Here is a 19,979-nt window from a genome sequence, read left to right as displayed (position 1 = left end):
AGAATGTCTGATCGCTTGCCTCCCCTCACCGCGCTGCGCGCCTTTGATGCCGCCGCCCGCCATATGTCGTTCTCCAAGGCTGCGGCCGAGTTGAACGTGACACCCGCGGCCCTGTCGTTTCAGATCAAATCCTTGGAAGAGCATTTGCAGGCGCCGCTGTTTCGTCGCCTCAACCGCGCCGTCGAACTGACGGATGCCGGGCGCGCGCTGTCCCCCGGCGCCGCCGACGGTTTCACGGCACTGGCCAGCGCATGGCGCGCCGCAAAGCGGACGGTGGATCAAACCAGTCTTACCGTCACCGCGGGCCCTGCCTTCACCGCCAAGTGGCTGGCACCGCGATTGTTCAAGTTCGCCATGGCCAACCCCGAGATCGAGCTTCGATTTTCGGCAACCCTGAGGATGATGGATTTCAGCCGCGACGACGTGGACGTCGCCATTCGTTTCGGTTTGATGAAAGACGAACCGGGGTTGTTCACCACGCCCATCATTCGCGAATGGGTCGCGCCGATGATGGCCCCGGATTTGGCCGAGAAATACCCGAACCCCAGCGACCTCGCACGCGCGCCGCTGCTGCACTATGATGATTTGAGGTTTCTGAAGCCCGCGGTCGATTGGGCCGCATGGTTTCGTGCCGCCAATCTACCGCCGAGGTTCTCGGCGGGGGCGCGGTTCAGTCAGGCGGATCATGCCTTGGATGCCGCGGCTGCGGGCGCCGGGGTGATCCTTGGGCGCATCTCGCTGGCCGAAAAAGACCTGAGCGAGGGGCGTTTGGCCATGCCCTACAAGATCGCCCTGACAACCGAAGCCGGGTATCGTTTCGTCTGCCCGGAGGGGACAGAAATGCGCCCGCAGGTGAAGAAGTTCCGTGAGTGGATCGAGGCGGAAATCTCCACCCTCGATGCATATCGAAACGGGCTTACATTCGTGGATGCCGCCGAGGTCGAGGTCTAGACGTCGCCCCGGCGGCGACGAGAATTACCGGCCGAGGCGGCTGATTTCCTCTTTCAGCCGCAGCTTTTCTTTCTTCATATCGCGCAGGGTCAGGGGGTCCACGGCCGGACTGCGTTCTTGTTCTTCAACCGTAGCGGAGAGGTTGGCATGCTTCTTCTTGAGTTCCTGAAGATGGGCATTCAACGACATAAGATACTCCTCTGATGTTAAACCATACCACTTCAGTCCAGCATATTGTCATGCGTCTGTCACGAAGAACTGTGTTAACGGCTAAAATGCCTCATATTTAGCTGGTTAACCGAATGGCAGCGGCGCGCCATCGCGCAGAACCGCGCGGGCTGTTGCAGAATAGTCATCGCCATCTCGCAGGTGCGTCGCCCCTTCATGTATAAGAACGGGGGCGAGCAGTTGGAACGCGCCTTTCGCCCCTTTGCGCGCCCGCACCACCACACGGCTTGCGGCGCGGCCTTCTCGGGGTGTCAGGGGCAAAACGGAAATGCTCCCGAACCCGGCCAGTCCCGCCAACAAGTCCGGCAGCCGCTCGGCCATATGGATCATCGTCAGCCAACCGCCTGGTTTTAGCCGCGCGCGCGCGGCGACGCACCAATCTGCCAGCGGGGTCTCCTCCCTCAGCGCCGCGTCCCGGCCCGCATCGCCCGAGGGCGTGCCCGGCCCATAGTAGGGCGGGTTGGCGATCACATGGTCAAAGCTGCGCTGGCGCAACGCAGCGGGCAGCGCCGTCAGATCGGCGTCTACCACGTCGATCCCGTTGCGTCGCGCCAGTGCCCCATACGCCACTTGCCGCTCCACCCCGGTGACGGCCACATCGACCCGCGCCATTAGGCACAAGGCAGCCACGCCGACGCCACAGCCCAACTCCAACACGCTTTCACCCGGTTTTGCCGCGCAGGCGGCGGCCAGAAACACCGGATCCGTTGCAGCCCGGTAGCCATCGCGCGGCTGCCACGCCATGACGCGGCCGCCCAGGAAGCCGTCTTGCGTCAGCTCCACTCCGACACCGGAAGATCATTGTCGCGCAAAACCGCCTCTGCGGCGGCGGCCTCATCCCGGCGCACCATCAGGCGGCGCGGCAATATGCCGATGCTTCCCTCAAGGCCGCTCATATGGACGTCCAACTCGAACACCTCTATATCCTCGCCCCTAAGCAAAGCGGTGGCGAAGGCGATCACGGTCGGGTCGTTGCTGCGCAGAATTTCAAGCATGCAAGACAGGTAAGCCCCCAAGGCTCACCTGTCGAGATGGAGATGGGGACATGAGCCTGGATACGCCAACGCAAAAGCCCCACGACCGCCTGTCTGCTACGCTGGCTGACGATCTGGTCGCCGTGAACACGCTGATCCGCGACCGCATGGCCTCCAGGCACGCCCCCCGCATCCCCGAGGTCACGGCCCATCTGGTGGAAGCCGGAGGCAAGCGCATCCGCCCGATGCTGACGTTGGCTTGTGCGCGGCTGTGCGGCTACACGGGCGACGATCACGTGAAGCTGGCCGCGACGGTGGAATTCATTCACACCGCGACCCTGCTGCACGACGATGTTGTCGACGAGTCCGAACAGCGCCGGGGTCGCCCCACGGCGAACCTGTTGTGGGACAACCAATCCAGCGTTCTGGTCGGCGATTACCTCTTTGCCCGCGCGTTCCAATTGATGGTGGAGCCGGGTAGCCTGCGCGTCCTCGACATCCTTTCCAACGCCGCCGCCACAATTGCCGAGGGCGAGGTGCTGCAACTGACCGTCGCCGCCAACATCGACACGCCCGAGGATACGTACCTGCAAGTCATCCGGGGCAAGACCGCCGCCCTGTTCGAGGCCGCCTGCGAAGTCGGTGGCGTGATCGCCGAGCGCGACGAAAAGACCGTGAAAGCGCTGGCGACCTACGGCGACGGGTTGGGCGTGGCCTTCCAGATGGCCGACGATCTGCTGGATTGGGGTGGCGTCGACGGGGGCGCAAAGCTGGACAAGAACATCGGCGACGACTTCCGCGAACGGAAAATGACGCTGCCGGTGATCCGAGCCATTGCCGCAGGCGATGCGGACGAGCGCGCCTTCTGGGCACGCACCATTGGCAAAGGGGACCAGCAAGAGGGCGATCTGGAGCGCGCCCTTGGCCTGTTGCAAACCCACGGCACCCTCGCCAGCACCCGCGACGCGGCCAATGCCCATGTGGATCAAGCCAAGGCAGCCCTCACCGCCCTGCCCGACGATCCGATCCGCGACATGCTGAGCGATCTGGCCGACTACGTGGTGGCACGGCTGAACTAGCCCAACACTCGCGCCTAGGGCATCACAAGCGCCGCCTCGGCCCACCATTCCCTGGGCATCGAAGCGGCGGCGGCTTCTGCCTGCTGTTCCGTCGCGTATAGCCCGAAACACGTCCCGCCCGAGCCGCTCATCCGGGCCAGCGCACAGCCCTCGGTTTGCGCCAAACGCTCCAGCACCTCGGATATCACCGGTGAGACCGTCTTCGCAGCCGCCTCCATGTCGTTGCGCGTCGTGGCGAGCCACGTGATGAAACTGTCGAAGTCGTTCCATTCAGGCGTTGGCAAGGCCGCGTTGTCGACGTCTTCCATCATCTGAAAGACCACGCCTGTCGGAACAGCGACCCCTGCGTTGACCAGCACCATCCACATAAGCGGAAGTTCCGGCACCTCTTCCAACACCTCGCCAATGCCTGACATGCGGCACGGACGTCGGTGCCAGCACACGGGAACATCCGCGCCCAAGGCCTCGGACCCGTCTGGCCCGCAGCCCAAAGCGATCAATACCGACGCCGCATCGGTCGAGCCGCCGCCAATTCCGGCGGATTGGGGAAGATGTTTTTCCAGCGTGATATGCGAGGGCCGTCCGGCCCATTCTGCCGCCCGCCACACAAGATTGCGCGCGTCCGACGGAACACCCTCTGCCTTGGGGCCCGTGACTGTCACCGACATCTCGGACGCGGGTTCTACCGTCAACCAATCGAACACGCCCGCGAAGACCACCAGACTGTCGAGCAGATGATAGCCATCGGCCCGCTTGCCCGTCACATGCAGGGCAAGGTTCACCTTCGCCGGCGCAAAAACTTTCATGACCCTGCGACCCTTCCGCCGACGCTACTGCTCGGTCAAGGCCCCTACGCCGCCTTCTTCCTCCAGCACCTCATAGAGGCCGACATCCAGCTTGCGCCGGATGCGGGCCGCCTCGTCAGGCTCGGGGTTGAAGGACAGGGCGCGGTGCCACTGGAATTCCGCCTCGCGGTAGCGGCCATTGACCCAATATACATCGCCCAGATGGTCGTTGACGATGGGGTCGTTGGGTTCCAGTTCCACGGCGCGCTCCATCGGCGCCACGGCCTCATCGAAACGGCCAAGGCGGTAATACACCCAACCGAGGCTGTCGATGATGTAACCGGATTCAGGCCGTGCCGCGACAGCGCGCTGGATCATATCAAGGGCTTCATCGAAGTTACGGCGCTGCTCCACCAGGGAATAACCAAGGTAGTTCAAGACGTTGGGCTGTTCGGGGTTCAATTCCAACGCGCGGCGAAAATCGGCTTCCGCCGGGTCCCAATTGTCGATCTGGTGATAGCTGATCGCGCGGGCGTAGTAGATGAACCAATAGCGCGGCAGATCCGTGTCCACGAGGGACAAGACCGCGGTATAGGCATCGATTGCCTCTTCGAAACGCTCGGCCCGGCGCAGGATATCGCCGTAGGCCGCCTGCACCGACGCGAGATCCGGGCGCGCCTCGGCAAGGGCGGCAAGGATGGCGATCGCCTCTTCCTGCTGCCCCAGATCCTCCAGCGCTTCGGCCCGGCCCATCTGGGCCTCGATGTAATTCGGATCGCCCTCTGGCACGGCGGCAAAAGTTACGGCCGCCTGTTGGAATTGCTCACTCGCGCTCATCAATTCGCCCGCCAGCACCATGGCATCCGTGTGATCCGCGTCGATCCCTTGCGCGGCCTGCGCCATCAGTAGCGACAACGTCGTGTTACGGTCGCCCGACAGCAGTTGCGCCACGGTAAAGAACACCTCGGCCACGCCATCCTGGGCGGTAATCACGAAATCATAGGGGATCGTTTCGCCTGAGCCGACTTGCGCCTGAAGCGCCAGAAGGCCGGGGTCAGGAACGGCCTGAGTATAGCCGTCCAGCAGGTCCAGCGCCTCGGCGCGCATGTCCAACTGAAGCATGACAACGGCGCGGGCACGTACAACGCGCTCCGTATTGGTGATCTGAACCCCGGTCGCGCCTGACAGGATTTCATGGGCCGCCTCGAAGTCGCCGACAGCCGCACGGGCCAATGCAAGGTGTAGCGCCGCCAGTTCTTCCAGGCCCCGCTCCGAGGCCAAGGCCTCGAACAGATCAACGGCACCAGACATGTCGCCTTGGCCAAAGGTCAACCACGCGCGGGCAAGGTCATTGGCAAGGGGGCCGGGGCCGTTCCCGGCCTCGATCATGTCGATGGCGGCTTGCAAGTCGTCCTCGGCCACGTGCCGCACGAATTGCACCAACGCGACCAGTTCTTGACCATCCGCCCCCTCGGGAAGGCCTTCCGCAACCGCTGCGGCCTGCTCCCACTCGGCAAGCGCGGCATGGGCGAAGACCGCGTTGCTGACGATGAACGGATTGCCGGGATCAAGCAGCAAGGCCCGGTCGAAATACGCCGCCGCCTGTGCATGATCGCCGGAAATCGCCGCCGCGCGGCCCGCCAGATAGGCCCCTGCCAACCCCTCGGCATGGGCCGTCACCGGTTGGATCATTGCCATCGTGGCAAGGGCAAAGACTGAACTTCTCACGCGCATCAAGCTCTCCTCAGAGGCGGTTTCGTCAAAGACTAGGCCGCGTCCGGGGGAAGGGCAATCACGTCGCCGTCACATGCCCATCACATATTGGGGTAATTCGGCCCATCGCCGCCTTGGGGCACCGTCCAGTGGATGTTCTGGGACGGGTCCTTGATGTCACAGGTCTTGCAGTGGACGCAGTTCTGGAAGTTGATCACAAAGCGCGGGTCCTTCCCGGCCTCTTCGACAACCTCGTAGACCCCCGCCGGACAATAGCGCTGCGCGGGCTCTGCATATTCCGGCAGGTTCACCGCAATCGGCACGCTGGCATCGCGCAGCTTCAAGTGCGCGGGTTGGGATTCTTCGTGGTTGGTAAAGGAGAAAGCGACGTTCGTCAGCCTGTCGAACGACAGCTTGCCGTCAGGCTTGGGGTAGTCGATCAGGTTCCAGCGCGCGGCCTTCTCGGTCGCGGCGGCGTCCGTCTTGCCGTGGCTCTTGGTGCCAAGGAAGCTGAAGCCCAGCGTGTTGGTCCACATGTCGAGGCCGCCCAGCGTCAGCGACGCCATCAACCCGCTTTTGGACCAGATCGGTTTCACGTTGCGCACCTTCTTGAGGTCCTGACCGATCGGGCCTTCGCGCACCTCCACCTCATAATCGCTCAACTCATCGGACGCGCGGCCATCCTGAATGGCCGCGAAAGCCGCTTCCGCCGCCGCCTTGCCGGACAGCATCGCGTTGTGGTTGCCCTTGATGCGCGGCACGTTGACCATGCCCACGGAACAGCCCAGCAGCGCCACGCCGGGGGCCACCATCTTGGGCATCGACTGATAACCGCCTTCAGTGATCGCGCGGGCGCCATAGGCGATGCGTTTGCCGCCTTTCAGAAGCTCCGCCACCATCGGGTGGTGCTTGAACCGCTGGAATTCCATGTAGGGGAACAGATGCGGGTTCTTGTAGTTCAGGTGAACCACGAAACCCACATAAACCTGATTGTTTTCAAGGTGATATATGAACGATCCGCCGCCCGCGTTCTTGCCAAGCGGCCAGCCCATCGTGTGGGTGACGCTGCCCTCTTTGTGCTTGTCGGGGTCGATTTCCCAGATCTCTTTCATGCCCAGGCCGTATTTCTGCGGCTCGTGCCCCTCGCCCAGATTGTACTTGCCGATCACCTCCTGGCTCAGGCTGCCGCGCACGCCCTCGGACAGGAAGACGTATTTGCCCAGCAGCTCCATCCCCGGTTCGGTGCCCTCGCCGTAGGACCCATCGGCCTCCAGCCCGAACACGCCGGCCACGACACCGCGCACTTCGCCGTTGTCGCCGTACACCATCTCGGAACACGCCATGCCGGGGAAGATCTCGACCCCCAACGCTTCGGCCTGCTCCGCCATCCAGCGGCAGACATTGCCCATGGAGACGATGTAGTTCCCGTGGTTGTTCATCAGCGGCGGCATGGGCCAATTGGGGATGCGCACGCCACCGCCCTCGCCCAGCATGTAGAAGTTGTCGTCTTTGACAGGCACGTTCAGCGGCGCACCCTTTTTCTTCCAGTCGGGGATCAGCGCATCAAGTCCGCAAGGGTCCAGCACCGCGCCCGAAAGGATATGCGCCCCAACCTCGGATCCCTTTTCCAGCACCACGACGCTTAGATCGGCATCCAGCTGCTTCAACCGGATCGCCGCCGACAGCCCCGCAGGCCCTGCGCCCACGATGACGACGTCATATTCCATGCTTTCGCGTTCGATCTTGGTCATTGGTTCGGCCATGATGCGCATCCCTCAGTCTGTCATCAGCCCACAAAATGGGCCGGAAAAAGCGTTCGGAAAGGCGTAGCGCGCTGGTGACGCAGGCGTCAATCGTGACGCCACATCAATAATGCCGCAGGGCAGCGTGGACGCCGGGCAACTGCGGCGCTACGTGGACCCCCAACGCGCGCTCAAGCAGCCCGAAGGCCGGAGCGCATGAAAAAAGGAGTCATCCCCGTGCGCATCATCTACCTCGCCCTCATCTTTGCCGGCATCTACTACCCATGGCGCCACTTCTACGCGTGGTTCGATCAGAACGGTTGGGACCTTGGGCCGATGATCGACGCGTGGTACGTGAACGAGGCGACGACGGCCCTGACCTGGGACCTGACAATTGCCGCCATCGCACTGGTCGTCTGGGTGCTCTACGAGGTCATCGCGCGGCGCGATTTCTGGTGGCTGCTGGTGATCCCGGTGACCTTCGGGATCGGCGTCTCGGCGGGTCTGCCTTTGGCGCTTCTCCTCCTCACGATCCGGCGGGGGCAAACGGCGTAGACCGGGCCTTGGTCCGGGGCCGGATTTCAAATTGATACACCATTGATATACCTCGTCAGAGGGTAAGCACCGGTCAGAGGGTAAGCACCGTCTGGCCCGTCGTTTTCCGCGCCTCCAGCGTCCGGTGGGCCTCGGCCACATCTTCAAGGGCAAACCTCTGATCGATGCGGATCTTGATCGCGCCCGACGTCACCTTCTCGAACAGTTCCGCCGCCATCTGCTGGCACGTCGCGTGATCCGCGATATGGGCAAACAATGTTGGCCGGGTGATTTTCAGCGACCCCTTCTGCGCCAGTTTCGCCAGTTCAAACGGCGGCACGGGACCCGAGGCATTGCCGAAAGAAATCATGAACCCCAAGGGCTTGAGGCAATCAAGCGATCCCTCGAATGTATCCGCCCCGACCGAGTCCATCACGACGTCCACACCTTTGCCGCCGGTCAGCTCCCGCACCTTTGCGACCCAATCCTCGGTCCGGTAATTGATGCAGACCTCGGCCCCATTCTCCACCGCCAGCGCGCATTTCTCTGCGCTGCCCGCCGTGGCGATCAGCCGAATGCCTTCGCTGCGTGCCCATTGGCAGGCGATCAGCCCCACGCCACCCGCTGCGGCGTGAAACAGCACCGTGTCGCCCTTGGCAATCGGTGTCGTGCGTCGGAAAAGGTAGTGCGTTGTCAAACCCTTGAGCATCATCGCGGCGCCTTCTTCAAACGATATCTCGTCCGGCAATGGGCAGACCTGCGCGGCGGGCATCACCCGCGCCTCCGTATAGGCGCCGGGCGGCGTGCAGGCGTAGGCGGCCCGGTCACCAACGCTCAGATGCATCACGCCCTCGCCCACGGCTTCGACCACGCCTGCGGCCTCCATCCCCAAGGCCTGGGGCAGTTCCATCGGATACAATCCCGACCGCTGGTAACAATCGATGAAGTTCAATCCGACCGCGTGGTGGCGGATCCGGATTTGTCCCGGGCCGGGCTCTCCCACCTCAAGATCCACAATCTTGAACTGTTCCGGGCCGCCGTGGGCCTCGATAATCGCCGTCTTTACCATGGTCTTCCCTCGTGAGCCTCTTTGAACCCCATTGGATAGGTGCTACGTCGCCGCTTGCAAGACAGAAGGAACGCGCGCGATGGATCATTTTCTCTACAAGGACGGCGTGCTGCACGCCGAAGATGTGTCCGTTGCGGACATCGCCGCAAGCGTCGGCACGCCCTTTTATGCTTATTCCACGGCAACGTTGACCCGGCATTTCCAATTGTTCGAAGACGCCTTAAGCGGCCTTGACCACCTCATCTGCTTCGCGATGAAAAGCAATTCAAATCAAGCAATTATCGCCCATATGGCTGCGCTTGGCGCGGGGATGGACGTGGTGTCTGGCGGCGAATACCTGCGCGCCAAGGCCGCAGGCGTTCCGGGTGAGAAGATCGTGTTCTCCGGCATCGGCAAGACCGAAGCCGAGATGCGGCTGGCGCTGGAGGGCGGCATCCGGCAGTTCAACGTGGAATCAGAGCCCGAGATGGAACGCCTGTCCCGCGTCGCCACGTCCCTTGGCGTCGCGGCCCCCATCACCGTTCGTGTGAACCCGGATGTGGACGCGAAGACCCATGAAAAGATCGCCACCGGGCGCAAAGAGGACAAGTTCGGCATCCCCATTGCCCGCGCGCGCGAGGTTTATGCGCTCGCCGCCTCTCTTCCAGGCCTTGAGGTCATCGGCATCGACGTCCACATCGGCAGCCAACTCACCGAGCTTGAGCCGTTCGAGACCGCCTACACCAAGGTCGCTGACCTTACTGCGCAGCTGCGCGCCGACGGCCATGAAATCAGCCGCCTCGACCTCGGCGGCGGGCTTGGCATCCCGTACGAACGCTCCAACTCCGCCCCGCCGCTGCCCATCGAATACGGCGAGGTGATCAAGCGGACCGTCGGCCACCTAGGGTGCGAGATCGAGATTGAACCCGGCCGCCTGATCTCTGGCAATGCGGGCATCCTTGTGGCGTCCACCATCTACGTGAAACATGGCGAAGGTCGGGATTTCCTGATCCTCGACGCGGCGATGAACGACCTCATCCGCCCCGCCATGTACGGCGCCTACCATGATATCATCCCCGTCGTGGAAGCCGCCCCCGGCGCAGAGCAGTCGCCCTATGACATCGTCGGGCCCGTGTGCGAAAGTGGCGACACCTTTGCGAAACAGCGCAACCTGCCCCCGGTGGGCGAGGGCGACCTGATCGCCTTCCGCTCGGCAGGGGCTTATGGTGCCGTCATGTCGTCGGAATACAACACCCGCCCCCTCATCCCCGAGGTTCTGGTCCACGGCGATCAATTCGCCGTCATCCGGGCGCGTCCATCGTTTGACGACATGATAAACCGAGATACACTCCCTGAATGGATGTAGCGGGCCGCGTGCGCCCCGGCAGATGGATCATATGACCGAGGATAACGCCGACACGGGCCCCAAGACCGACGCGATCAAGCGGCTGATCTGGCCGCTGCGACTGACCCGTGCAGGCATGGTTGCCGAACGGTTCGTGCGCGCCTTTTGGCCCGTCTGGACACTGGTCTTCGTGGTCTTCGCGGCGCTGGCATTCGGGGCGGGCAGTCTTGCGTCGCCGACCGTCATCTGGAGCGTTCTGGGCGTTGTTTCCTTGGCCGCACTGGTTCTGATTGCCCTTGGCATCCACGGCTTCAACATGCCGACCCATGCCGAGGCGCTGGAGCGTTTAGACGCGACCATGCCGGGTCGCCCGATCACCACATTGCTTGATACACCCGCCGTCGGTGGGAGCGATGCGGCCAGCCGATCAGTCTGGGTCACTCACGTCGCCCGCATGGCCAATCGCGCCGCAAGCGCCCGTGCGCCGCAGCCCGATTTGCGGGTCTCTCGCGCCGATCCCTATGCGCTGCGCTACATTGGCGCGGTCGCACTTGCCATGGCGCTGCTCTTCGGAGGCCTGTCGCGTGTGACTGAGGTCGGCGAGGTTCCGCTTGGCCCGGGTGCCGCCACGGCCTCTGCCGGGCCATCTTGGGAAGGCTGGGTCGAGCCGCCGATCTACACCGGTCTGCCGTCCCTTTACCTCAACGACATCACTGCCGACGGGTTCCAGGCCCCCTTGGGATCCGACATCACCCTGCGCGCCTACGGGGCGCCCGGCGAGATTACCCTGCGCACGGACATCGGGCCGATGCCAGAACCCGACCCCAACGCCTACGCCCAGACCGTCACGATGGAACGCGGCGGCACCTTGGCCGTCGACGGGCCGGGCGGGCGCGAGTGGACCGTCTCCGTCCGCCCGGACCAACCGCCCACCATTGCGCTGGACGGAGAGGTTGAGGGCGAGCCGCCCGGTGCGATGCAGTTCACATTCACCGCCACTGATGATTACGGCGTCAGTTCAGGCACCGCCACAATCCGCCTAAATGCCGATGCCGCCGACCGCCGCTTTGGCCTCGCCGTCGATCCCGAGCCACGTGAGCCTGTGGTTCTCGACCTGCCGATGCCGTTCCGGGGCAACCGCGATGAGTTTACCGAAGTTGTGCTGGAAGACCTGTCGGAACATCCCTTCGCCAACCTCCCCGTGACCCTCACCCTCACCGCCGTGGATGACGCGGGCCAGATCGCCACCGCCTCCTACGACGTGGCCCGCCTGCCCGGTCAGCGCTTCTTTGACCCGCTCGCCAACGGGCTGATCGAGTTGCGCCGCGATATCCTGTGGAGCCGAGAAAACGCCGAACGCTCTGCCCGCTTGTTGCGTGCACTGACCCATCGGCCCGAAGACGGGTTGAACGAAGGCGTCTACCTCGCCCTGCGGTCCGCCATTCAGCGGCTGGAATCTGCCATCGACTTCATCTCGATCGAGGCACAGGAAGACGTGGCCGAAATCCTCTGGAACGCCGCGCTGGAATTGGAATTCGGCGATGCCGGTAGCGCGCTGGAGCGTCTGCGCCGCGCGCAGGAACGCCTAGAGGAAGCCATGCGCCAAGGCGCTTCTGACGAAGAGATCGCCGAACTGATGCAGGAAATGCGTGAGGCGATGGACGACTACATGCAGGAGCTCGCCGACAATACGGAGTTCGGCGACGATACCGACCAGCCCGATCAGGGCGGTGAACGGCAGGAAATGACCGGCGCCGACCTGGATGAGATGCTGCGACGCATCGAAGAACTGATGCAGGAAGGCCGCATCGCCGAAGCGATGGAGATGCTGCAGGCCCTGCAAGAGATGCTGGAAAACATGGAGATCACCCAGGGCGACGGCAGCGGTGATGGCCCGCAAACGCCCGGCCAACAGGCCATGGAAGGCCTGCAAGACACGCTGCGCGGCCAACAGGAGCTGTCCGACGACGCCTTCCAGGACCTGCAAGAGCAGTTCAACCCCAACCGCCCAGGCCAGCAAAGCGAACAGCAGGGCGATGCACCCCAAGGCAACCAGCCCGGCCAAGAGGGCGAGAACCCCGGTGATAGTGCCGGTGGCGATGGCAGCGAAGGATCCCTGGCCGAGCGGCAACAGGAACTATTGCGCCAGTTGGAAGAACAAGCCCGTCGCCTCCCCGGCACTGGCACCGAAGCGGGCGACGAGGCGCTGGACCAGCTTGGCGACGCTGGTCGCGCGATGGACGAGGCGGCGGATGCGCTGGAACGCGGCGACATTGCCGAGGCGCTGGACCTGCAATCCGAGGCGATGGAGGCCCTGCGTGAGGGCATGACGCAATTGGGCGAGGCCTTGGCACAGGAACAAGGCGCAGAGCCCGGCCAAGGACAAGCCGAAGGTAACATGGCCGAAAGCCGCCCGCTGCAAGACCCACTGGGACGACAGGCAGGCAACAATGGTGCCTTTGGGTCCGACGAGAACGGTTTGGGTGAGAACGAAGAAGCCCGCCAACGCGCACGCGAACTTCTGGACCTGCTGCGCGACCGCGCCGCCGAACAGGCCCGCCCCGAGATCGAGCGGGATTACCTACGCAGGTTGTTGGAGCAATTCTGACGCACGCGGCGTAACGGCACGTACCCGTTTCGGGGCGAAAACGGGGGTGGGAGAAGGTCTTACCCCTCAGAGCCACTCGCCAGTGACCGGGCCATATCGTCCAACCAGAACCGGGCTGCATTCACGGTGTCCAAGTAGCTTTCCAGCGCCGGGCCCGCTTGCGGTACGGCCTCGGAAATCTGGCCCGCATAGCTGTAGATGCCGACCAGAACCGCGGCCAGGATGATCATCATGAAGAACCCGCGCCGCACGGATCCGCGACGGCGACCAGCGGCGCCGACCGTATCGACATCCGTCGCGCTGGCCTCATCCTCATGGCGGTCCCCTGTGGCGCGGAGGGTCGAATTGATCTCTTCGATATCGGGGAACTGCTCGCGCCGCGAGGCGGCTGCGGCACTCGCCACGGCTGCGGAAATCTGCTCTGTGTCAAAGGCGTCTTCGGCCCCTTCCAACTCGGCCAAGCGCTCTTCGCGGGTCGGGCGCGGCTTGGACGCGAGGGGCATTTCCTCTTGCTGCGGGGCAGGCTCTGGCGGCGGATCACCCCGACGCAAGCGCGCTTCGCGCTCGGCCTCTTCTCGCAGGATATCGGTGACGCCGGGATCGATCTGTCGCCGCGTCGGGCGCGGTGCCTCGGCGTTCGCCTCAGCCCCCGGCGCACCGCTTGGCCCCTCCACCGCGACTTCCGACAAGCGCGGCTCTCGCTCGGGGGCGGCGGGTTCGGGCGCCGGCTCTGGCGCAGGTGGCTCTACCCGCCGGGGTCCGGGCTGAAACCACGTCTGCGAACAATTCGAACACTGTACATCGCGCCCGCCAGGGGGCACCATCGCTTCGTCGACTTCGTATTTTGCGCTGCAATTGGGGCAGGTTAGCCGCATCGGGTTAGTCTCTGATCTTGGGGCCGAAACGTCGGACCTTCAGGCAGCGAGGCGCACCGCCCCGTCGCAACTTCACCGCAAAGGTTAGCAACCCGGCGGGACCTTTCCAATCCCCGTAAAATCGCAGGCCGATTGCAGTTGCAACAACGACTCAGTCCCGCGTCAAGGCGCGCGCCCACGATTGCAGTGCCGCGGCAACAATGCGACACAGGGACAGCGCAAGGGTAGGGGCTGAATTCCAATGATCGAGATGCAGGACGCCGCCTATGGGTACGGGGCCGAGCCGCTTCTTTCAGGCCTGTCGTTGCATCTGCCGCCGGGCTCTTTCCACTTCCTCACAGGACCTTCGGGCGCGGGCAAAACCACCTTTTTGAAGCTGTGCTATGCCGAACTGCTGCCCACGGGCGGGCACATCAGCCTGTTCGGCCATACTGCGACGGGCCTCGCCCGCGATGGCATCGCGGATCTGCGCCAACGCATCGGTGTCGTGCATCAGGACTGCAATTTCCTGGATCATCTACCCCTGAGAGACAACCTCGCCCTGCCCCTGACGGTCACCGGCAAGGGCAGCATGGTCCAGGAAAGCAACCTGACGGAACTGATCGGCTGGGTCGGCCTTTCGGCCCGCGCCAATGCGTTCCCGCCCGAACTGTCAGGGGGCGAGCGTCAGCGCGCGGCGCTGGCCCGCGCGATCATCATGGATCCGGATCTGATCCTTGCCGATGAGCCTACCGGCAACGTCGATTGGGACATGTCCCTGCGGCTTCTGAACCTGCTGGTCGAATTGAACAAGCTGGGCAAGACCGTTGTCATCGCCACCCATGATCTGGCGCTGATCCGCGCCGCCAAGCAGCGCGTTCAGGCGCGGGTGCTGCGGATCCAGGGCGGGCAGATCATCAGCGCGGGGGCGGACCTATGAGCTTGGGGGCAGACCTCTTCGCCTTGGTGCGCGGCGATGCGCAAGCCGACCGTGTGGTGCCCCGCAGCGGGCAATCCGCACGGCTGACACTGGCCACCTCGGCGGCGATGGCCTTCCTGGCTGTCTTCGCCATGGCGTTATCCATGGCCTCGGGCCGCCTGGCGGACCGCTGGTCCGATGCACTGGCGCAGTCCTCCACCATCCGTATCTCTGCCCCTCCGGCAGAGTTGGAGGCGCAGACATGGGCCGTCCTGACCATTCTGGAACAGACCCCCGGCATCGAAAGCGCCCGCGCCATGACCGATGAGGACCAGCAGGCGCTGCTGGCCCCCTGGTTCGGGCCGGACCTGCCGCTTGAAGACCTGCCCATCCCCCGTCTGATCGAAGTCATCGAAACGTCCGAAGGCTATGACGCCGACGGTTTGCGCCAGCGCCTTGTCGCGGAAGCGCCGGGGGCCGTTCTTGATGATCACGACCGATGGCGTCGCCCGTTGGCAGAGGCAGCAAGCCGCCTGCGCCTGCTGGGGGGCCTCGCGCTGGTGCTGATCCTTGGGGCCACCGCCGCCATGGTGACGCTCGCGGCTCAGGCCGCCCTCTCGGCGAATGAGCAGGTGATCCGCGTGCTGCGCCTAGTGGGCGCACGCGACAGCTACATCGCCCAAGCCTTCGTGCGCCGCTTTACCGTGCGCGCCTTGACCGGGGCCGCCGTGGGCACCGCGATCGGCGTGCTTGCCGTGATGATCCTGCCCTCGACGCGCGACACGGCAGCGATCCTGACCGGCCTCAGCTTTTCGGGCGCGGGGTGGCTCTGGCCGCTTCTGATCCCGCTTCTTGCGGCCGCCACGGCCTTTTTGGCGACACGATTTGCCGCGTTCCGCACCTTGCGAGGCCTTCAATAATGCAAACCCTCCGATCCTTCGTTCACATCGTGCAGATGTATGTCGCGATGCTGGTGATCGGCGTCGTGTTGTTTCCCTGGGCGCTGTTCAGTCCCCGCGGTGCCCATTTCGCCTGCCACACCTATTGCCGTTGGGTCTTCTGGACCCTCAGCTGGATGGTTGGCCTGAAAATCGAAGTCCGCGGCACGCCCCCCACCGATGAGGTCATGGTCGCCGCCAAACACCAAAGCTTTCTGGACGTCATGGCCATCTATCACGCCGTCCCACGGGGTAAGTTCATCATGAAACGTGAACTGATGTACGCCCCGATCATCGGTCAGTACGGGTTGCGCATTGGCTGCGTTCCCGTCAATCGCGGCAAACGTGGCGCGGCGATCAAGAAGATGCTGGAGGATGTCCGTTCGGGCCGCCAACAGGGCGGCCAGTTGATCATCTACCCCCAGGGAACCCGCATCGCGCCCGGCGTCTCGGCCCCTTACAAGGCCGGAACCGGCGCGCTTTATGGGCAAATGGATCAGGCCTGTGTGCCGGTGGCGACCAACATAGGGGTGTTTTGGCCGAAGAAGGGCATCACCCGAAAACCGGGTGTGGCGGTTGTGGAATTCCTGCCCCGCATTGAACCGGGAATGGCCCCGAAACCTTTCCTCGCCCGTTTGGAGCATGAGATCGAAACCGCCAGCGACGCTCTGCTGGATGAGATTGGATTTGTGAGACACGCACCATGAAAACGATTACCGACATCGCCGCGCTGGAAGCCCTCTATGACGCTGCCGTGCCCACCTCACTCAAGAAGGTGGTGCCCGGTCTCACCCCGCTTTATCGCCAATGGATCGAGGCCGCGCGGTTCGTCGTGATCAGCACCGTCGGTCCCGAGGGCACCGACGCCAGTCCCCGGGGGGACGACGGCCCCGTCGTCCGCATCGTCGATGACAGGACGCTGATGATGCCCGATTGGCGCGGTAACAACCGCATCGATAGCCTGCGCAACATCGTTCGCGATGGGCGCGTCTCGCTGATGTTCATGGTGCCCGGCGCGGATAATGTGGTGCGGATCAACGGGACGGCGGTGCTGACCGACGACCCGGACGTGACATCGACGTTCGAACAGCGCGGCAAGCACCCCAGGTCCGTGATCGTGGTGACCACCGGAGAGGTGTATTTTCAATGTGCCAAAGCGATCATGCGCGCGGGGTTGTGGACCCGGGATGACGCAGAAGGCCTACCGAAAGCCGGTGATTTCATCACCGATGTGGACCCCGCCTTCGACGGCAAGACCTATGACGCCGAATATCCCGTGAAAGCGCCGGAGCGGATGTGGTGAAGGCCCTCGCCTACGTCTTGCTCCTCCTCGGCCTTTTGCTAGGTCTCCTCGCAGGTTTCGTCTTTTTTGCGGCCTGGTCGGACTTTGGCTACAGGGGATGTCCGGGGGCGCAGCAATGCTCGGACGCGGTCAGCGTGATGGTGCTGACCGGCTGCGCCATGGTGGCAAGCTTGGTAATGTTGTTCGCGGCGGTCGTTCTGGCGCGGCGTTAAACGCCGATGTGCGAGACCCGGACATCCGCGTCGTGGTCACGCCCATACGCCACGATCCCGATGGATCGCACGTCCTCGGCCCGGATCTGGGCGGGCAAGGGATCGCGGGACGGACTGAACGCGCCGAGCGGCAAGGTGACCTCGGCCCACTCCGGGCCCGTGTCGAACCCGGCGCGATAGGATAGCCAGGGCCGTGTGCTGTGGATGCTCCGCAGGTGGACGAAATAACGCTCGCCATTGCCACGGACCCTCAGGTGCACGGCATCCCCGCTTAGACCGTGGGGCAGATCCGCCCGAATCTGGATGAAGCCGCCATTGTTCGCCGTCGAGACGGTGCCTTGCAACCGCAGCACCCCGTCTTCGACCCAGCCGCGCCCGGTCGAGACGCCGCCCATGACGGTGTCGGCGGCATAGCGCCAGGTAAACGCGGTGATAGACTGCATGGGGCTCGCTTTCGCGGCTGTCGCAAAGAAAGGCGCAAGGCACAGGCCGAGGGCGGCCTGCCGCCGGGTTATCACGCGGCGAGACCTTTGGTGCCTAGATCAAGGAATTTCTTGCGGCGCCCCGCGATCAGGGCTGCGCGGTCGGCCTCGTGGAGGCCCGCAAGCATCGATGCAATCGCTTTGCCCACGCTCTTGATGGCCGCTTGCTTGTCACGCTGCGCGCCGCCCATCGGCTCGTTGATGACCACGTCGCAAACCCCCAACTTGTGCAGGTCCTGGGCTGTCAGCCGCAGGGCCTCGGCCGCTTCACGCATCTTTTCGGCGTCTTTCCAAAGGATGGAGGCGCAGCCCTCCGGGCTGATGACGGAATAGACCGAATGCTCCAACATCGCCAGACGGTCGGCAGTGGCGAAGGCCACTGCGCCGCCTGAGCCGCCTTCGCCGATGATCACCGAGATCAGCGGCACGCCGATTTGCAGGCATTTCTCGGTAGAGCGTGCAATCGCCTCGGACTGGCCGCGTTCTTCCGCGCCCTTGCCGGGGTAGGCGCCAGGGGTGTCGACAAGGGTGATGACGGGCAGGTTGAAGCGGTCGGCAAGGTCCATCAGGCGCACCGCCTTGCGATAGCCTTCGGGGCGGGCCATGCCGAAATTACGCTCGATCCTTGTCTTGGTGTCAAAGCCCTTCTCATGGCCGATGACGACGACAGGCGTATCCTCAAACCGGGCCAGGCCGCCCATGATCGCATGGTCGTCGGCAAAATTTCGATCCCCGGCCAGCGGCGTATACTCGGTGAACAGCGCTTCGATGTAATCCTTGCAGTGGGGGCGCTGTGCGTGGCGGGCAACCTGGCATTTCCGCCAAGGCGTCAGATCCGCGTAGAGGTCCCGCAGCAGATCGGCGGCTTTCTTGTCGAGGGCCGCCGCCTGATCTTCGACGTCCATCCCCTCTTCCCGGCGCGCGATGGCGCGCAACTCTTCGGCTTTGCCTTCAATCTCGGCAAGCGGCTTTTCGAAGTCGAGGTAGTTCATCGCGCGTCATTCTCCACCGTGGACGGACCATAGGTATATGACGCTGCGCATCGTCAGATGCAACGGAACAGATCAAATCGAACTAGGTGCTGCTTCGCTCGATCAGAAATTCCGCCTTTGCAAAAAGAACCTCATGCTCTTCCGGGTTAAAGATCTGCGACCTGCGGGGCGTAGTGATGTGTGCCCTGCTGCCTAACGCGCCGCGCGGCCCGCATCGTTGATGCGCCCAGTCAGAGCGCGGAATGACCGCCGCAGTTTTCGCAATGCGCAGGAAGTCCTTGGGATCCGGAGCCTCCAACACCTCGAACTGCAGGGTCGCGCTGATCCCCTCATCCCGGCAACGGTTTTGAAGGCCAAGGCGTAGATGCGATTTGACGCGGCTGACCGTGTCAATTTCGTATGCGGTAACCGGCACCAGAACCGAGCCATCAATGGCCATGCCCGCGTATTGTGCGTGCTCCATATGCTGTGCCAGGAAGGGCCCATCCAGGACCGCCTTTTCGGCAGCCCCGAAGAACCGCTCGGACAAATGCCAGCCTCCGGTATTCACGGAGATCTTCAAAAATCCCGAGAACGTCCCGTAAGGCAGCGCGGCGAAGGCATTGGTCACGTCGCGCACGAAAGCGGCCCCGGTCAACAGTCCCGTTTCCGGATCCCGCGTCATGGCAGCCGCCATCCGGTGTTCTCTTTGAATACGGCGGTTTTCTCGTTCCAGTACGTAACCGATCAGCGGAATGGCCAAAAGGTTCATCGCGAACAGGGGCAACGCAGCGGTTGTAAAGAACCAGGCGGCCAAATCGTCGGGCAACACGAAACCTGCCAGCAAATGCGACGACATCGCGATGGCCAGAACCAGCAGCATTTTGAAACTACGCTTGTCAAACCGCTGGACATACCACGCCCAGAAACAACCGGCACCACCTGCCATGATCATCGCCACTACGCCAGCCGTTGCACCGATGCCCCCCATCCCAATCCGCGTGCTCGCGGCGATGAACAGACACGGCAACAACCCGCGCCAGCCCAGGAATGCCCCGGCAAGGGCAATCGGAATATTGCGCAGATCGATGAGCAGACCGTCATACGGCTCGATCGGGCGCAGCATGAGGATCAAGGCGATCACGCCAAACAGAGCCCCCAGGGCAAAAGGCGCCAGGGCCTTGCCCGAGAGTTTCCGACGAACGCCGCCGTAGGCCTCACCCAGAAGGGCGGACACAGCGATTGCTACGATCACATCAACGATGAAAGTGACAGACATACGCCAACCTCCAA

The 19,979-nt window shown here is 63.6% G+C and carries 21 protein-coding genes and 1 pseudogene; 10 read left to right on the top strand and 12 right to left on the bottom strand.

Annotated features, from left to right (window positions below; translation table 11 throughout):
* The first annotated feature begins 3 nt into the window (after nucleotides 1–3).
* A complete protein-coding gene (gene gcvA, locus KUL25_RS17685; protein ID WP_257894123.1) occupies nucleotides 4–951 on the top strand; it encodes a transcriptional regulator GcvA in 948 nt (315 codons plus the stop codon).
* Between the two features lie 24 nt (nucleotides 952–975).
* On the opposite strand, the gene KUL25_RS17680 is transcribed toward gcvA, so the two are convergent.
* The 3 genes from KUL25_RS17680 to KUL25_RS17670 all read right to left on the bottom strand — a co-directional run bounded on the left by KUL25_RS17680 (nucleotide 976) and on the right by KUL25_RS17670 (nucleotide 2,174).
* The gene (locus KUL25_RS17680; protein WP_257894122.1) at nucleotides 976–1,140 is read right to left on the bottom strand and encodes a YdcH family protein; all 165 of its coding nucleotides are present in this window, start codon (nucleotides 1,138–1,140) and stop codon (nucleotides 976–978) included.
* Nucleotides 1,141–1,245: 105 nt separating this feature from the next.
* Nucleotides 1,246–1,923 (bottom strand): tRNA1(Val) (adenine(37)-N6)-methyltransferase, encoded by a 678-nt coding sequence (locus tag KUL25_RS17675; RefSeq protein ID WP_257894893.1) that lies wholly within the window; start codon nucleotides 1,921–1,923, stop codon nucleotides 1,246–1,248.
* A gap of 29 nt (nucleotides 1,924–1,952) precedes the next feature.
* Nucleotides 1,953–2,174: a putative signal transducing protein gene (locus KUL25_RS17670; RefSeq protein ID WP_068357093.1), complete on the bottom strand. Its 222-nt coding sequence runs from the start codon at nucleotides 2,172–2,174 to the stop codon at nucleotides 1,953–1,955.
* 50 nt (nucleotides 2,175–2,224) lie between these two features.
* On the opposite strand from KUL25_RS17670, the gene KUL25_RS17665 reads away from it, so the two are divergent.
* Nucleotides 2,225–3,232: a polyprenyl synthetase family protein gene (locus tag KUL25_RS17665; RefSeq protein WP_257894121.1), complete on the top strand. Its 1,008-nt coding sequence runs from the start codon at nucleotides 2,225–2,227 to the stop codon at nucleotides 3,230–3,232.
* Between the two features lie 14 nt (nucleotides 3,233–3,246).
* Here KUL25_RS17665 and KUL25_RS17660 read toward each other — a convergent pair whose 3' ends face one another.
* From KUL25_RS17660 to KUL25_RS17650, 3 genes are all read right to left on the bottom strand, one after another.
* Entirely contained in the window at nucleotides 3,247–4,038 is a 792-nt protein-coding gene (locus KUL25_RS17660; protein ID WP_257894120.1) for a 4-(cytidine 5'-diphospho)-2-C-methyl-D-erythritol kinase, read from the bottom strand.
* Nucleotides 4,039–4,062: 24 nt separating this feature from the next.
* Nucleotides 4,063–5,751, bottom strand: coding sequence for a tetratricopeptide repeat protein (locus KUL25_RS17655; protein WP_257894119.1), 1,689 nt, complete (start codon nucleotides 5,749–5,751; stop codon nucleotides 4,063–4,065).
* 80 nt (nucleotides 5,752–5,831) lie between these two features.
* Complete coding sequence (locus KUL25_RS17650; RefSeq protein WP_257894892.1) at nucleotides 5,832–7,481, bottom strand: electron transfer flavoprotein-ubiquinone oxidoreductase; 1,650 nt, start codon at nucleotides 7,479–7,481, stop codon at nucleotides 5,832–5,834.
* 207 nt (nucleotides 7,482–7,688) lie between these two features.
* Between KUL25_RS17650 and KUL25_RS17645 the strand changes: the two genes are divergently transcribed.
* Entirely contained in the window at nucleotides 7,689–8,027 is a 339-nt protein-coding gene (locus KUL25_RS17645) for a DUF2834 domain-containing protein (RefSeq protein ID WP_257894118.1), read from the top strand.
* Between the two features lie 73 nt (nucleotides 8,028–8,100).
* Here the strand turns inward: KUL25_RS17645 and KUL25_RS17640 are convergent, their stop codons facing one another.
* Nucleotides 8,101–9,075, bottom strand: a complete 975-nt coding sequence (locus tag KUL25_RS17640) for a quinone oxidoreductase family protein (protein ID WP_257894117.1) — start codon at nucleotides 9,073–9,075, stop codon at nucleotides 8,101–8,103.
* A 79-nt stretch (nucleotides 9,076–9,154) separates the two neighbouring features.
* Here KUL25_RS17640 and lysA point away from each other — a divergent pair, with 79 nt between their 5' ends.
* Together lysA and KUL25_RS17630 are read left to right on the top strand one after the other, a co-directional pair.
* Entirely contained in the window at nucleotides 9,155–10,420 is a 1,266-nt protein-coding gene (lysA, locus tag KUL25_RS17635) for a diaminopimelate decarboxylase (RefSeq protein WP_257894116.1), read from the top strand.
* Between the two features lie 31 nt (nucleotides 10,421–10,451).
* Nucleotides 10,452–13,007: a DUF4175 domain-containing protein gene (locus tag KUL25_RS17630; RefSeq protein ID WP_257894115.1), complete on the top strand. Its 2,556-nt coding sequence runs from the start codon at nucleotides 10,452–10,454 to the stop codon at nucleotides 13,005–13,007.
* 59 nt (nucleotides 13,008–13,066) lie between these two features.
* Here KUL25_RS17630 and KUL25_RS17625 read toward each other — a convergent pair whose 3' ends face one another.
* Both KUL25_RS17625 and KUL25_RS17620 read right to left on the bottom strand, forming a co-directional pair.
* A complete protein-coding gene (locus tag KUL25_RS17625) occupies nucleotides 13,067–13,696 on the bottom strand; it encodes a hypothetical protein (protein WP_257894926.1) in 630 nt (209 codons plus the stop codon).
* 90 nt (nucleotides 13,697–13,786) lie between these two features.
* Nucleotides 13,787–13,882: pseudogene (locus KUL25_RS17620) on the bottom strand (zinc-ribbon domain-containing protein); the annotation flags it as partial.
* 241 nt (nucleotides 13,883–14,123) lie between these two features.
* On the opposite strand from KUL25_RS17620, the gene KUL25_RS17615 reads away from it, so the two are divergent.
* The 5 genes from KUL25_RS17615 to KUL25_RS17595 are packed head-to-tail and all read left to right on the top strand — an operon-like array spanning nucleotide 14,124 to nucleotide 17,233.
* Nucleotides 14,124–14,801 carry a cell division ATP-binding protein FtsE gene (locus tag KUL25_RS17615; RefSeq protein WP_257894114.1) on the top strand — a complete coding sequence of 226 codons (678 nt, stop codon included), beginning with the start codon at nucleotides 14,124–14,126 and terminating at the stop codon, nucleotides 14,799–14,801.
* Nucleotides 14,798–15,700 carry a cell division protein FtsX gene (locus KUL25_RS17610; protein WP_257894113.1) on the top strand — a complete coding sequence of 301 codons (903 nt, stop codon included), beginning with the start codon at nucleotides 14,798–14,800 and terminating at the stop codon, nucleotides 15,698–15,700. The genes KUL25_RS17615 and KUL25_RS17610 overlap by 4 nt, the downstream gene beginning before the upstream one ends.
* Nucleotides 15,700–16,425 (top strand): lysophospholipid acyltransferase family protein, encoded by a 726-nt coding sequence (locus KUL25_RS17605; RefSeq protein ID WP_257894112.1) that lies wholly within the window; start codon nucleotides 15,700–15,702, stop codon nucleotides 16,423–16,425. Before KUL25_RS17610 ends, KUL25_RS17605 begins: the two co-directional genes overlap by 1 nt.
* On the top strand, nucleotides 16,422–17,021 hold the full coding sequence (locus KUL25_RS17600) for a pyridoxamine 5'-phosphate oxidase family protein (protein WP_257894111.1): 600 nt from the start codon (nucleotides 16,422–16,424) through the stop codon (nucleotides 17,019–17,021). Before KUL25_RS17605 ends, KUL25_RS17600 begins: the two co-directional genes overlap by 4 nt.
* Nucleotides 17,018–17,233, top strand: coding sequence for a hypothetical protein (locus KUL25_RS17595; RefSeq protein WP_257894110.1), 216 nt, complete (start codon nucleotides 17,018–17,020; stop codon nucleotides 17,231–17,233). Before KUL25_RS17600 ends, KUL25_RS17595 begins: the two co-directional genes overlap by 4 nt.
* On the opposite strand, the gene KUL25_RS17590 is transcribed toward KUL25_RS17595, so the two are convergent.
* From KUL25_RS17590 to KUL25_RS17580, 3 genes are all read right to left on the bottom strand, one after another.
* A complete protein-coding gene (locus tag KUL25_RS17590) occupies nucleotides 17,230–17,676 on the bottom strand; it encodes a CIA30 family protein (protein WP_257894109.1) in 447 nt (148 codons plus the stop codon). The two genes, KUL25_RS17595 and KUL25_RS17590, sit on opposite strands and share 4 nt — an antisense overlap.
* Nucleotides 17,677–17,747: 71 nt before the next feature.
* Nucleotides 17,748–18,707, bottom strand: a complete 960-nt coding sequence (locus tag KUL25_RS17585) for an acetyl-CoA carboxylase carboxyltransferase subunit alpha (protein ID WP_257894108.1) — start codon at nucleotides 18,705–18,707, stop codon at nucleotides 17,748–17,750.
* Nucleotides 18,708–18,789: 82 nt separating this feature from the next.
* A complete protein-coding gene (locus KUL25_RS17580) occupies nucleotides 18,790–19,965 on the bottom strand; it encodes a LytS/YhcK type 5TM receptor domain-containing protein (protein ID WP_257894107.1) in 1,176 nt (391 codons plus the stop codon).
* Nucleotides 19,966–19,979: the final 14 nt, after the last annotated feature.

This window comes from Gymnodinialimonas phycosphaerae (assembly GCF_019195455.1).
GTDB classification, from domain to species: Bacteria; Pseudomonadota; Alphaproteobacteria; order Rhodobacterales; family Rhodobacteraceae; genus Gymnodinialimonas; species Gymnodinialimonas phycosphaerae.
This window is presented reverse-complemented; position numbering and strand designations above follow the sequence as displayed.

Excerpts from the sequence above, each read along its gene's own strand:
- KUL25_RS17600 (WP_257894111.1), top strand. The coding sequence starts at position 16,422 with ATGAAAACGATTACCGACATCGCCGCGCTGGAAGCCCTCTATGACGCT.
- KUL25_RS17605 (WP_257894112.1), top strand. The coding sequence starts at position 15,700 with ATGCAAACCCTCCGATCCTTCGTTCACATCGTGCAGATGTATGTCGCG.
- KUL25_RS17665 (WP_257894121.1), top strand. The coding sequence starts at position 2,225 with ATGAGCCTGGATACGCCAACGCAAAAGCCCCACGACCGCCTGTCTGCT.
- KUL25_RS17650 (WP_257894892.1), bottom strand. The coding sequence starts at position 7,481 with ATGACCAAGATCGAACGCGAAAGCATGGAATATGACGTCGTCATCGTG.
- KUL25_RS17660 (WP_257894120.1), bottom strand. The coding sequence starts at position 4,038 with ATGAAAGTTTTTGCGCCGGCGAAGGTGAACCTTGCCCTGCATGTGACG.
- KUL25_RS17630 (WP_257894115.1), top strand. The coding sequence starts at position 10,452 with ATGACCGAGGATAACGCCGACACGGGCCCCAAGACCGACGCGATCAAG.
- KUL25_RS17640 (WP_257894117.1), bottom strand. The coding sequence starts at position 9,075 with ATGGTAAAGACGGCGATTATCGAGGCCCACGGCGGCCCGGAACAGTTC.
- KUL25_RS17610 (WP_257894113.1), top strand. The coding sequence starts at position 14,798 with ATGAGCTTGGGGGCAGACCTCTTCGCCTTGGTGCGCGGCGATGCGCAA.
- KUL25_RS17675 (WP_257894893.1), bottom strand. The coding sequence starts at position 1,923 with ATGGCGTGGCAGCCGCGCGATGGCTACCGGGCTGCAACGGATCCGGTG.
- KUL25_RS17680 (WP_257894122.1), bottom strand. The coding sequence starts at position 1,140 with ATGTCGTTGAATGCCCATCTTCAGGAACTCAAGAAGAAGCATGCCAAC.
- KUL25_RS17585 (WP_257894108.1), bottom strand. The coding sequence starts at position 18,707 with ATGAACTACCTCGACTTCGAAAAGCCGCTTGCCGAGATTGAAGGCAAA.
- lysA (WP_257894116.1), top strand. The coding sequence starts at position 9,155 with ATGGATCATTTTCTCTACAAGGACGGCGTGCTGCACGCCGAAGATGTG.
- KUL25_RS17655 (WP_257894119.1), bottom strand. The coding sequence starts at position 5,751 with ATGCGCGTGAGAAGTTCAGTCTTTGCCCTTGCCACGATGGCAATGATC.
- KUL25_RS17580 (WP_257894107.1), bottom strand. The coding sequence starts at position 19,965 with ATGTCTGTCACTTTCATCGTTGATGTGATCGTAGCAATCGCTGTGTCC.
- KUL25_RS17670 (WP_068357093.1), bottom strand. The coding sequence starts at position 2,174 with ATGCTTGAAATTCTGCGCAGCAACGACCCGACCGTGATCGCCTTCGCC.
- gcvA (WP_257894123.1), top strand. The coding sequence starts at position 4 with ATGTCTGATCGCTTGCCTCCCCTCACCGCGCTGCGCGCCTTTGATGCC.
- KUL25_RS17590 (WP_257894109.1), bottom strand. The coding sequence starts at position 17,676 with ATGCAGTCTATCACCGCGTTTACCTGGCGCTATGCCGCCGACACCGTC.
- KUL25_RS17645 (WP_257894118.1), top strand. The coding sequence starts at position 7,689 with ATGAAAAAAGGAGTCATCCCCGTGCGCATCATCTACCTCGCCCTCATC.
- KUL25_RS17615 (WP_257894114.1), top strand. The coding sequence starts at position 14,124 with ATGATCGAGATGCAGGACGCCGCCTATGGGTACGGGGCCGAGCCGCTT.